Raw genomic sequence first — 12,627 nt, forward strand, 5'->3', positions numbered from 1 at the left:
ATGAACAAGAAGAGCACAGGCTTTCAAATTATAACGACCCTGGGAACCCGCTTTGCAGTTCTGTTCGGGGCTTTTTTCGTTTCCGTATTAACAGCCCGGCTGCTTGGACCTGAGGGCAAAGGGATTATAACGGCACTGCTGGTCATTCCAACTCTGGTTGTCACGATTGCAGACCTGGGAATTCGGCAGTCGACGGCTTATTTTATCGGCAAGCAGACCTATGAGCTGAAGGCTGTCACCTCTTCGCTGAATTTTATCTGGCTGATGTCCTCCATTCTGTGCACCCTGATCGTCGGACTCCTGTACTGGCTGCAGTACGGGGACCGCTACAGCTGGTGGCTGATGGGCATTATGCTGCTGACGATACCGGTTAATCTCGGTATCCAGTATCTGCGCGGGGTCATGCAGGGCAAGCTCAAGATCGGAAGCATCAACTTCACGGAGCTGCTGAAGACGGGGCTGAATTTCGGCATCCTGCTGCTGCTGGTGGGACTATGGAAGTGGGGCGTCATGGGGGCTGCGGTAACGCAGCTTCTTATGGCGGTCTTTACGCTGCTCTACAGCATCCGGGCCCTGAAGGAGATTCCGTGGGGCATTCATTATAACGGCCCGATTATCCGCAGCATGGTCACCAGAGGCTTCTCCTTTGCGCTCGCCTTATTCGTCCTCCAGCTGAATTACCGCTTCGACGTCCTGATTCTGGAGGCATACACCAACGTCACCGAGGTGGGCATCTATTCGGTCGGAACCAATATCGCGGAAGTGATCTGGCAGGTTCCCGCAGCCATTGGCCTGATCCTGTTCTCCAAAGGGGCGAATGCAAGGAGGGAGCAGGATTCCATTGACCGGACGACCCGGCTGATCCGTCTCCTGGTGCCGGTCCTGATCGTATGCGGAGGCCTCTTCTGGCTGTTTGCTCCTGTTATTATCACAACCCTATACGGTACGGCTTTTGCCCCTTCCGCTACCGTAATCCGTTATATTATGCCGGGTATTCTCTGCTTTGTAATTGTAAAGCTCCTCCATTCCGAAATTTCGGGCAGAGGATACCCGCTGTTTTCACTTAATGTGTCGATTGTATCGCTTCTGATTAACGTTGGCATGAACCTGCTGCTGATCCCGAAGTACGGCGCAATCGGCGCTTCCATTTCCTCGGCTACATCCTATACCTTCGCCGGGCTGCTGTTCCTGATTCTATATGCACGCCGGGAGAAGCTGAAGCTTCGGCATATCCTGGTGCTTACCAGGGCGGATGCCGCGGATCTGAAGCAGCGGGTGTCTGGTCTATTGAGCCGCAGGAGACAGAAAGCGAAGCAGAGGGAAGTAGGCGGGAGCAGTTCGGCGTAACAGAAGGAGTGTATCATGAAAATTTTATTGAAGAACCGGAGATTTGCAGGCGGCGCCGCGCTCTCCCTGCTGGAGTACGGACTGCTGTTCCAGTCACGGGGCCATGATGTGTTTGCAGTAGGCTTATACAACAATCTGCAGTCCAGGTACAGCGAGCAGGATATTGAGACCTATGACCTTCCCTTCTTTGAGAAAGACAGGCCGGTTGGCAACCTGCTTACGGCACGGCGCTACTACAAGCTTATCAAGCAGCATAAGCCGGATGTCATTGTGTCGATATCGGTCTGCAACGCCATCTTTCACAGGGCAATAGAGAAGTGGTTCGGCATACCGGTCATCTATATCGTGCCCGGCGGCATTGTGCCGCACATGTTCACCAGGTATATGAAGAATGAACGGCTGATCGTGTTCAGTGAAGAGAACAAAGAGGCGCTGATTGAGGATGGCTACAAGGAGACGGATGTTTCGCTCATTACCAACCGGCTGACCTTCGAGCCAAAGACCGGGCAGGAAGATGAGGTTTATACGAAATTCACGCCCGGCGAACCGGTTGAGCTGCTGGTAATATCCAGACTGGATGAGGAGAAAATCAATTCCGTCCTGTATGTCATGCGCTGCGTGGAAGCCATGCTTGAGTCAGCGGCTGACATCAGGCTTACGATTGTCGGCGACGGCGAGTGCATGGACCAGGTTCAGGCACAGGCTGCCCGCATGAACAGCGGGCGTGAAGTCGTTCATATTGCGGGCTTCCGCAGCAATGTGAAGGACTACATCAGGCGTGCCCATATTGTGTTTGGCAAGGGGAGAAGCGTGATCGAGCCAATCTACTATCACCGGATAGCATTCGTGGTCAGCGAATCCGATGAAATGTGGCTCTGTACAGCAGATACAATTCCAAGCCTTCAGCAGACTAACTTCACTGGCCGCGGGGTAGGTAACCCTGACTCACAAGCTGTACTGGAGAACCTGATTAACTCGATTCGCAGCCATACCTTGCAGACAGATTTCCTTCACGCCAACAGTGCGTACATGGAACAGACCTACGATATCCGTAAGGCAGGCCCGGTTATTGAGTCCATACTCGGTGAGAAGCTGACCGGGTTCAAGAGGGAGCGTACAGCCGCCGGGCGGCTGATTAAGGGCTTCGCGGAATATTGCCGGATTTACGCCATCATTGTATACAGTAAATTCAAGAAAGTCTCACAGCGTTCGGCAGCAAGCGAAGGCAAGGCGAAAGAAACAGGAGCGGAGAGGAGTGTTGGGGTATGAAGCTGATCTTGTTATCTGGCGGATCGGGCAAACGATTGTGGCCGCTGTCCAATGATTCACGCTCCAAGCAGTTCCTGAAGGTGCTTGAAGACGGAGAGGGCGGCAGGCAGTCAATGGTTCAGCGTGTATGGCAGCAGCTGGGCAGGGCTGGACTGCAGAGGGAAGCGTGCCTTGCGACCAGCCGTGCACAGGTTGAAATGCTGCAGAGCCAGCTTGGTTCGGAGGTTGAAATCATCGTCGAGCCGCAGAGGCGGGACACCTTCCCTGCTATCGCATTATCCGCTGTCTATCTCTACTCGATTAAAGGTGTCAGCCTGCAGGAGACAATTGTTGTGCTGCCGGTAGACCCTTATGTGGAGGATCATTTCTTCGGCAAGCTGCAGGAGCTCGAACAGATTATGGGGGAAACGGAAGCGGAGATCGGCCTGATCGGCGTTCAGCCGACCTACCCTTCCGAGAAGTACGGCTACATCGTGCCGGAGCCGGGCAGCGGGAAGACAGCTGAATCTTCAGCTGAATATGCAAGGGTGAGCCGTTTTACGGAGAAACCCCGCGAGGAGCAGGCGCGTGAGCTTATCGAACAGCAGGCGCTCTGGAACTGCGGGGTTTTTGCTTTCCGGCTGGGTTATGTCATCAACGAGCTAATCGGGCTTGGGCTGCCGATCCAGTATGACGAGCTGGTGAAGCAGTATGAACGGCTGAAGGAGACCAGCTTCGACTATGCGGTCGTTGAGAAGGCAGAGCATATTGTGGTGACACCGTACCAGGGCACCTGGAAGGACCTTGGCACGTGGAACACCTTAACGGAGGAAATCCGTTCTCCGCTTGTGGGCAAAGGAATCGTAACGGATGACTCTCTCCACACCCATGTCATTAACGAGCTGGATATCCCAATCACTGTGCTGGGCGCTTCTAACTTGATTGTGGCTGCCAGCCCGGACGGAATCCTTGTCTCCGACAAGGAAGCAAGCCCGCGTGTGAAGGAAGTGATGAAGAAGCTTCAGGATCAGCGTCCGATGTATGAGGAGCGGCGCTGGGGCCGGTACCGTGTGCTGGACTATGTGAAATATCCCGAAGGTTATGAGGTGCTGACCAAGCGGATATGCGTGGCGGAAGGCTGCAATCTGAGCTATCAGTACCACAGCAAGCGGAGTGAGGTATGGACCGTTATTGCAGGGGAAGGCGAAATGGTCCTCGGCGGCGAGCTGCGGCGTATTACAGCCGGCGATGTGGTGGCTATTCCAGTGGGTACGCTGCACAGCCTGCGCGCCATTCAGGAAATCGAAATCATCGAGGTGCAGACGGGAAGTGAACTCATTGAGGAAGATATTGTGCGGATAGCGATGAAGTGGGAGGAAATTATTCAAGTCTGCGCCTCCTAGAAGGAGAAATTCACATGTACGCAATTGTTGAGCAGCTGGATAATGTGGTGCAGCGGAGGTACAACCGGTGGAAGCAGGCCGAAATGCCCCCTTATCTGAAGAAGGAATTGAACGAGCTCAAATCAGCAGAAATTACCGACCGGTTCTACAAGTATCTGGACTATGGGAGCGATGGCATACAGGGGAAGGTCGGCGTCGGGACAAACCGGATGAATATCTTTACGCTGCGGAGGGTCTCCCAGGGGCTTGCGGATGAAATCAAAGCCCGGGGGTTCGCAGCCCAGCAGCGCGGCGTTGTCATCGGCTATGATTCCCGTTACTTCTCCAGGGGCTTCGCTGAACAGGCTGCTCTTGTATTGGCGCACAATCACATCAAAGCGTACTTGTTTGAACAGGCCAGGCCGACATCGGTGCTGGCCTTTGCTGTCCGGTGGCTTCATGCTGCAGCGGGGATCGTGCTGGCAGCGGGGAACTATGCGGCTGTCTACAACGGCTGCAGGATTTACAGTGATATTGGCATCCCCATTCAGGATGACGCCATTGGCAGGCTGGCCCATTTCATGAGTCACTGGCACGATGGCCTGCAGGTGGAAACCTCAAACCCGGAGGAGGCGCTGAAGACCGGGCGGCTCATTATGGTTGGTTCGGAGATTGATGAGGCGTATCTGGAATACATGCAGCAGGTGCCGCTGTCCAAGGAGACGAACCAGCTGCTGGGCGCTTCGGTGCGGATTGTATTCACACCCTTGCAGTCAGCAGCCGGTGAGATGGTGAAGCACGCACTCGAACAGGCTGGCTTCACGGAACTGTATCCGGTGCCTGAACAGCAGCAGCCCGACCTCTTCTTCTCGGCGCTGAATCAGCCCGACCCGTATCTGCTGGAAAATCTGAAGCCGGCCTTTGCCATAGCCAGACGGACCAATGCGGACTTGATCCTGTCAGCCAACCCTGAGGCAAGCGAGCTGAGCCTGTCCGTGAAGACGGAGCTTGGTAAGTATGAGCTGCTTACAGCCAGCCAGACAGCCGCACTTCTAATCAGTTATATGTTCCTGCGCAAGAGCGGACAGAGTAATTTGCCGCCGAATGGCATCGTGCTCCGTTCTGTCCTGGCTGAGGGGCTTGCCGATGAGGTGATTGCTCATTATGGTCTGATGACTGCCGGCGTAACAGCAGGCTTCCGCCAGATTGCGGCGCAAATTGCTTCTTATGACATATCCGGCAGCAGGGCATTCCTGTTCGGCTATGAGGAGGATGGCGGTTACACGTCAGGAGGCTTCGTGCGGGACAAGGATGCGGTTCAAACAGCGCTTCTAATCGCAGAGATGTGTGCTTATTATAAATCAGTCGGCACCTCGGCTTATCAGCATTTGCAGCAGCTCTATGAAGCATTCGGCTGGTTCCAGGAGGATCAGGTGAAGCTGACTCTCGCGGGTCTTGAAGGCTGGCAGCAGCTGCGCATTGTGATGGAACGGATGCGCAGCGAGTGTCCGCGGATGATCGCGGGGCTGAGGATTAAATATCTGTACGACTATCGCAGGGGAGAGCAGCTGGATGTGATGCGCAGCCGGACGAAGCCGGTCAACCTGCCGCATGCCGACATTCTGAAATTCATATTGGAGGACGGCTCCTGGTACGGGATTAAAGCCGCTTCGGCTGAACCGGAAATCCGGATGTTCTTCGGGAGCCGTGAACAGGGCAGGCAGGCCTGCCGCAGGAAGCTTGCGGCGATCCGCTCGGATGTGCTGTACACCGTGGAGAGTATTATCTAAGGAAGAGCCAAATCAAGATAGCCCACATGATCAGGGAGAGGCATATGCCCCACAGACATCCTTTAGCGAACTTATTCTTACGAACCGGGCGCACTGCTGAACCTCCTTGTACTCAAGAGTGGGCAATACCATAAGGAGTGAAACCATATGAATATTGCGGTTATCGGTACGGGTTATGTCGGTCTGGTCTCAGGTGTGTGTTACGCGGAGCTTGGCAACCGGGTTTACTGTGTGGATAAGGACCCGGCCAAGGTGGAAACGCTTCGGGCGGGAGGAATCCCGATCTATGAGCCGGGGCTCGGAGATCTCTCCATCCGCAATGCGGAGGCGGGCAGATTGTCCTTCACCACGGATATCTCCGAAGCCATCATTGAAGCAGAGCTTGTCATCATAGCTGTCGGCACTCCACCGCTTCCCGGCGGCGAGGCTGATATGCGCTACATTGAAGCGGCAGCACGCGAGATTGGCGATGCCATGAACGGCTATAAGGTTGTCTGTGTGAAGAGCACAGTACCGGTGGGAACGAATGAGCGGGTAAAGGCCATCATCGCATCCCGCTATACCGGAGCGTTCGACATTGCCTCCCTGCCCGAGTTTCTGCGGGAAGGAACCGCTGTCCAGGATACGATGAATCCTGACCGGATCATTATTGGCGCCGACAGCGTGCAGGCATCCGATCTGCTGACAGAGCTGCATCGTCCATTAACCGAGCAGATCATCGTTACCGATATCCGCAGCGCAGAAATGATTAAGTATGCTTCCAATGCCTTCCTGGCTACCAAGATATCATTTATTAACGAGATTGCCAATATCTGCGAGAAGGTTGGAGCCGATGTCACTGAAGTTGCGAAGGGCATGGGGCTCGACAAGCGGATTGGGGCTTCATTCCTGAAGGCTGGAATCGGGTACGGCGGTTCCTGCTTCCCGAAGGATACGAAGGCGCTGATCCAGATAGCGGGCAATGTGGAATATGATTTTAAACTGCTGAAGTCCGTAGTGGAAGTCAATCAAATGCAGCGCTACAGTGTCATCGACAAGCTCTATCAATCACTTGGAAGCCTGAGCGGCAAGCAGATTGCGATCTGGGGGCTGGCCTTCAAGCCGGAGACGGATGATGTCCGGGAAGCGCCGGCGCTTGAGATTATTGAACGGATTATCGAGCTCGGCGCAAGGCCGAAGGTATATGACCCGATCGCCATGGAGAACTTCCGCAGCATGTATGATCATCCGGCGATTGAATGGTGCACCACGGCGATGGAGGCGGTGCAGGATTCCCATGCGCTGTGTCTGCTGACAGAATGGAAGGAGTTTACGGAGGCCAGTCTTCAGGAGATAGAAGCGGCGCTCGCGGAGCCGGTGCTGATTGATGGACGGAACGTATTTGATATGGCCCAGGTTCGGGACTCCGGACTTGCCTATTATCCGGTAGGCAGGCCTGTCCAGTATATAGAAAGGCAGTACGTATAACCCATTATCGAGGAGGTAGAGGAATGGAAGTTAGGCAGCGCACATTGAAAGCCGGTCTGGCAGCCGTCTTGATGGCAACAACACTAGGGACACTGCCGCCGCTTAGCGGGAAGGATGCACATGGGGGGCTCGGTTTCGTGCAATCCGCCTACGCTGCTGATCCCAAGGCGCCGGGTCAACAGTTTCTTGACCGCTTGAACAAGATTCACCAGGCGCTGCATGCCGGCGATCCGGCGGACGTGGAAGATGTCCGCCGGCTGCGCGCCGAGATTGCAGGACTGACGTTCGAGAAGTCGGCTTCATGGCTGGACCCGGTCTGGGGCAAGGTTGCCGCGAAGCTGACCGGCACGGATACGGAGAAGGCTGAGAAGCAGAAGATCTTCTTTGACATGCTGCAGGATATCGGCACCGTGTATTTCGATCCCCAGCTGACCGATCTTCAAGCGATTCAGAAGAAGCCGGAATACGCAGCGCTGCTCCTAGAGATCGCACAGGCTGGAGGCAAGGATTCGGTTGCGGTGGATGACCTTGTGACCTTTCTCTTCGGAGGCGGCGCCTCCCCCGGAGTGGAAGGCCAGGTGATGGCCATGCTGAAGGAGAAGCCGCTGCAGGATATTGTCATCATGATGGCTGACATGCAGAAGCGCAATGCCTTCATTGGGGAAGCGATTGCAGCTGTCATGAATAATGAGCAGCAGCCGCTGAGTGCAGTCTTGGAGGGGCTGGAGGTCACACCAGCGGATGTTACTAAGGCTTTTGCCAATGTTCGTGAAGGGCTCGCAAAGGAAGGCCCGGCTGTTAATGCGCTGCTCGTTGCCTACATACGTTCCGAGACGGAAGGTACAGCCGCGGTGAGCCAGGATGGCAGAACGCATACGTATAAGCTGAAGATTCTGGGCAGGGATGTGCCGTTGGCTGTTCCGGTCTCGTGGTCGAAGGAAAGCGGTGAGGCTGCCGTGGAGGTTGCAGCGGGCGGTATCGTCAAGCTGACCAGCGGAACCACGGGCAAGGCTGTCATTGCAGCCAGGCTGCTGAATAAAGTCATTTTCTCGAAGGAAGTCACTCTGACAGCCGTCAGCACGAATCCAGGCGGCGGCGGTGGGGGCGGAGGAGGCGGTGGCGGGCCTGTGAGCCCTGTTTCGGGTGTCGCGGAACCGCAGAAGGGCTTCCTGCAGGATTACAAGGATAAGATGGCGGACATCATCCGCCGGCTTAAGGCGCCAGGCATTACCGATGCAGAGCGGAACGCCTTGATTAAGGAAGCGACAGAGCTGGCAAGGAAGACGCTGCGTGATTACTGGATGTATGACGTTTCGCCATTTACCACCGTGACCGGCAGCAAAGCGGAGGCGGTGATCGTGCAGGATCATGTGCTGGAGGCGGTCAGTTATTATGTGGACGCGCGCAAGATTGTGGAGGAACAGCTGACTGCTGCGGGCATCAGCATATCCGTTATATCGGATATCTATTTTACCTTTGTCTACGGCACATTGACGGTTAATGCCAGCGAGCTGCAGTTATCCGAGCCCATTGTGAAGGGGATCAATAACAAGGGTGTGCACACGGTTGGTGTTATGGTATACGAACTGACGAAACGGCTTCCGGTCAGCCAGTTCAACCAATCGGTTAATCTTGGTGTCAGTCTGGTAACACTGCCGGCATCCGTGAACGTGAAGCCGCTGTCTCCTGTCTATCAATTCGGACTGACCGTTGGCGGCAAGCCGCAGTCCCAGTTCACAACACCGTTCAAGGCCCGCTTCCCTGTAGAGCTTCCGGCAGGCACGGACCTGGAGAAGGTCACGGTTATCCGGATCAGCGGCAGCGGATACACGGCCGAGGGCGGTTTCCTGCATGAGGAAGACGGATATCTGGAGGAATCGCTGGCCGGTTACTCCACCTATACGGTCATCGAAAATAATGTCACCTTCCGTGACATAGCGGATGTTTACCCGTGGGCCGGCCGTGCCATTGAGGTGGGAGCCGCCAAGGGCATTACGATCGGCATGGCGCCGCAGATCTTCGCGCCGCACTACCGTGTGACCCGGGCTGAGTTCTCCAAGATGCTGGTTCGCTCCCTCAATCTGGAGACCAATGACGCGGCTGAGCAGTTCGCAGACGTAGGTACCAATGAGTGGTTCTATCCTTATGTGCGGGTGACGGCTGAGCTTGGGATAGTCATCGGGCGCAAACCAGGTTATTTCGAGCCGAACGCTCCGATTACTCGGGCTGAAATGGCGACGATGATCCACCGGGCACTCAAGCTTGTGAAGGATGCTCCAGGTGCAGTTGATGCCTCGGCTGCCTTGGCGGCCTTTGCCGATGGGCAGCAGGTTCATGCTACGCTGAAGGAAGGGTCGGCTTTCGCAGTGGAGAATGAGATCGTGACGGGAAGCGGAGGCAAATTCCGGCCGAACGATTATGCCAGCCGTGCGGAAGCAGCTGTTATCATTTATCGTACTTTGAACTATAAGAAGTAGGCTTTCTGCTGAACATGCCCGGGCTGGGGCTGATCCTCGGCCCGGGTTTATTTTATATTATGGGAGAAGGCCGGGTGAACGGGATGAACATTATGGTGACTGGCGGAGCCGGGTTTCTCGGCAGTAATTTCATCGGCTACATGCTGGATACCTATACCGATTGCAGAATTATTAATTTCGATAAGCTGACGTATGCCGGCAACCTGGATAACCTGACCGATTATTCGTGGCGGCCCGATTACCAGTTCGTGCTTGGCGATATTTGCGACCGTGCAGCCGTGGATGCGGCTCTGCGTTTATATGAGATCGAAGCGATAGTACATTTTGCAGCAGAATCCCATGTGGACCGGAGCATCGCGGATCCTTCCGCATTTGCCTTGACCAATGTAGTGGGGACACAGACTCTGCTGGATGCTGCGGTTCGGACAGGGGTGCGGCGCTTCGTACAGATCTCAACGGATGAGGTCTATGGATCGCTTGGCGATACCGGCTGGTTCACTGAAGAATCGGGCTACGCCCCCAACAACCCCTATTCCGCCAGCAAGGCAGCAGCGGATATGTTCATCCGGGCTTATTACCAGACCTATGGCCTTCATGTGAATTATGTACGCTCCTCGAACACTTATGGCCCCCGGCAGTATCCTGAGAAGCTCATACCAAGAACAATCACCGACGCCATTGCGGGACGCCCTGTCATCATTCACGGGGAAGGGCAAAGTATACGGGATTGGTTGTATATAGGCGATAATGCAGCAGCGATTGACACGGTGCTGAGGAAGGGGGAGCCGGGTGAGATATACAATATAGGGGCTGAGCAGGAGAGGAGGACCATTGATGTTGCCAAGGCGGTGCTTGACCGTTTGGGCAAGCCGCACAGCTTGATATGCTTTACCGAAGACCGCCCCAGCCAGGATTACCGCTATGCCAACAAGAGTGAGAAAATTCAGCGGACATTGGGCTGGCATCCGGTATGCCGGTTTGAGGAGGGGCTGCAGCTGACTATCGATTGGTATGTCCGCAACAGGCAGTGGTGGGCACCTCTGCTGAACCGTGAGTCCTCTCATGTATCTGCTGCCCGGATTCCCGGTTAGCACTTGGCGAAACGGCACCGCTGCTAACGGTCATGGCCTAGTGAGCTGGCAAAGCCGCTGGAACGGCTTTGCCGGTGAAATTGATTGTGTTAGGTAACGGCTGGAATGGCTTATGATCGGGATACGTGGAGGGGGAATGGCTGCCAGCCACGGCAACGTGATGCCTGATCTTCTGGCACCAGGCCGGTAATGCCGGCTGTCTGCTGCTCCGCTAATGAAGAGTGGAAGCAAGGGAAGAGCGTTGGGTGGATAAAGGCCAGGGTAGAGTGTGGCGTGCAGGGGGAACGTTTGCGTTACTTCACTTCGCTCCTTGGTCGCCCGGTTCCTTGGCTGTTCGGCTCATAATGACGCGCTCAAGCAGCCTTCGTACAAGCTCCAGATCTTCTTCTTCCAGCGGGACACCATCCCAATGCAGCTGCTGATGGTTAAGAAGCTCCTTGGCGTTGCTGGTCGGCTCCATGGTTTCGGGGTAATCGGTAAGGCCAAGCAGATAATCGGCTGATGTGTTCAGCTTCTTGGCGATCAGCTGAATGGTTTCGAGTGTCGGCTGACGATAGCCCGACTCATAGCCCGCGTATGTACTCTTGGCCACACCGACGGTATCCGCTACCTCCTGCATGGAAAACTTGCGGGTTTTTCTAAGTTGCTTAAGGCGCTTGGCAAACATGCTTGCATTCCTCCTACATATCCTCGCTTATCACCATATCGCCCCACTATGCATTAGATTTGAAGAAAGAACGTTGCCGTTCAAGCATCGTTTTGCAAAAAAAATGATGAAGTCACAAAACTTTCCATGTGCCTCCACATTAAGAGCAATATTGTAATTATCGTGTTAGATTATAGCATAAAACATCTCTCTAACACCATTATCGGCAGGTGAAAATTCGTCGATTAACGAAGGAATTTGGCAGAAAAATTAAATGCAGCTGCGCTGGTCTTGGTAATGGGAGACGGAGTAGGTGATTTGGGCCGTCAATGCATAGCAGGATGGGTAAATTTCGTGGAGCTTGCAGCCGACCAGAGACTCGCCAAGCATAGCGGCATAGGTGGTGAATTGGCCTTTCAGGTATTCAATAATGGTACAGGCGTCGGTGGAAGGCAGCTTATCCAATCCCGGGAGGCCCGGCGGGTTAGCCGCAATAATATCCCGTCCGGCAAAAATGATGGTCAGCTTGGAGGGAACGGCCTCCGCATGCATTTGTTTCAGCCAGTGGTTGAGTGTAAGCACTTCAGTCATTTCGTTTAGCTCGGCTTCTGTAAAATAACCGGAAAGCAAACTCCGTACATTGCCCTCCTGACATTCCGTCAAGCTTTGTTTCCATTCCACGTGATCATAGCTCAACAACCGGCTCAAAAATGTCATACACTCCACTCCTTGTTCATAATAAAGGCTCTATCTGTTGTATGCCTGATCAGTTTCAAGAATTCCGAAAGTGTGAAAATGATAATCAGCCAGCGATGTTGCCCAATTCTTATGCAAATGGTAATCATTGGTGGGTAACTGGTATTATACAACATGTTAAGTAAGCTGACTACCATATGTTGGAGTGAAAGCGATTACAACTATTGGTGAAATATAAGTGCATAGTCCTGTTTCAGCAGGGGCAATTGGAATCAATTATCATTCGACAGAGGTCGTTGTTATTTCTCAATATCTTCTTGTTTTCTCTGGGTTTCTGGCGGAAATTCGCTGTTTTTAGAAACTGTGCAATCAGCGGCTGATCATTGAGGCTGGGCCTTTCACTGTGGTTCCGCCATGCTTCCCGGCGACCATAGGCCCCCTTAGGGAAGAGCGAGCGGATAGGTCTGTGGGAGCGGATTCCTG

9 protein-coding genes are annotated in these 12,627 nt (G+C 54.3%); 7 read left to right on the plus strand and 2 right to left on the minus strand.

The genetic code is table 11. From position 1 onward, the window contains the following. The 7 genes from DNH61_RS00260 to rfbB all read left to right on the plus strand — a co-directional run bounded on the left by DNH61_RS00260 (position 1) and on the right by rfbB (position 10,802). Positions 1 to 1,347: a flippase gene (locus DNH61_RS00260; protein ID WP_111144698.1), complete on the plus strand. Its 1,347-nt coding sequence runs from the start codon at positions 1 to 3 to the stop codon at positions 1,345 to 1,347. Between the two features lie 15 nt (positions 1,348 to 1,362). Beyond that, complete coding sequence (locus tag DNH61_RS00265) at positions 1,363 to 2,616, plus strand: glycosyltransferase (RefSeq protein WP_111144699.1); 1,254 nt, start codon at positions 1,363 to 1,365, stop codon at positions 2,614 to 2,616. Beyond that, complete coding sequence (locus tag DNH61_RS00270; protein WP_111144700.1) at positions 2,613 to 3,998, plus strand: sugar phosphate nucleotidyltransferase; 1,386 nt, start codon at positions 2,613 to 2,615, stop codon at positions 3,996 to 3,998. Before DNH61_RS00265 ends, DNH61_RS00270 begins: the two co-directional genes overlap by 4 nt. 14 nt (positions 3,999 to 4,012) lie before the next feature. Continuing rightward, entirely contained in the window at positions 4,013 to 5,767 is a 1,755-nt protein-coding gene (locus DNH61_RS00275; protein ID WP_111144701.1) for a phosphohexomutase domain-containing protein, read from the plus strand. A gap of 147 nt (positions 5,768 to 5,914) precedes the next feature. Continuing rightward, positions 5,915 to 7,234, plus strand: a complete 1,320-nt coding sequence (locus tag DNH61_RS00280; RefSeq protein ID WP_111144702.1) for a UDP-glucose dehydrogenase family protein — start codon at positions 5,915 to 5,917, stop codon at positions 7,232 to 7,234. 23 nt (positions 7,235 to 7,257) lie between these two features. Continuing rightward, positions 7,258 to 9,711 carry an S-layer homology domain-containing protein gene (locus tag DNH61_RS00285; RefSeq protein WP_111144703.1) on the plus strand — a complete coding sequence of 818 codons (2,454 nt, stop codon included), beginning with the start codon at positions 7,258 to 7,260 and terminating at the stop codon, positions 9,709 to 9,711. Between the two features lie 83 nt (positions 9,712 to 9,794). After that, positions 9,795 to 10,802, plus strand: a complete 1,008-nt coding sequence (gene rfbB / locus DNH61_RS00290) for a dTDP-glucose 4,6-dehydratase (RefSeq protein WP_111144844.1) — start codon at positions 9,795 to 9,797, stop codon at positions 10,800 to 10,802. Positions 10,803 to 11,100: 298 nt separating this feature from the next. On the opposite strand, the gene DNH61_RS00295 is transcribed toward rfbB, so the two are convergent. Together DNH61_RS00295 and DNH61_RS00300 are read right to left on the minus strand one after the other, a co-directional pair. After that, entirely contained in the window at positions 11,101 to 11,469 is a 369-nt protein-coding gene (locus tag DNH61_RS00295) for a helix-turn-helix domain-containing protein (protein WP_111144704.1), read from the minus strand. Between the two features lie 249 nt (positions 11,470 to 11,718). After that, positions 11,719 to 12,165, minus strand: coding sequence for a hypothetical protein (locus tag DNH61_RS00300; protein WP_111144705.1), 447 nt, complete (start codon positions 12,163 to 12,165; stop codon positions 11,719 to 11,721). Positions 12,166 to 12,627 lie beyond the last annotated feature (462 nt).

This window comes from Paenibacillus sambharensis (genome assembly GCF_003233845.1).
GTDB classification, from domain to species: domain Bacteria; phylum Bacillota; class Bacilli; order Paenibacillales; family Paenibacillaceae; genus Paenibacillus_I; species Paenibacillus_I sambharensis.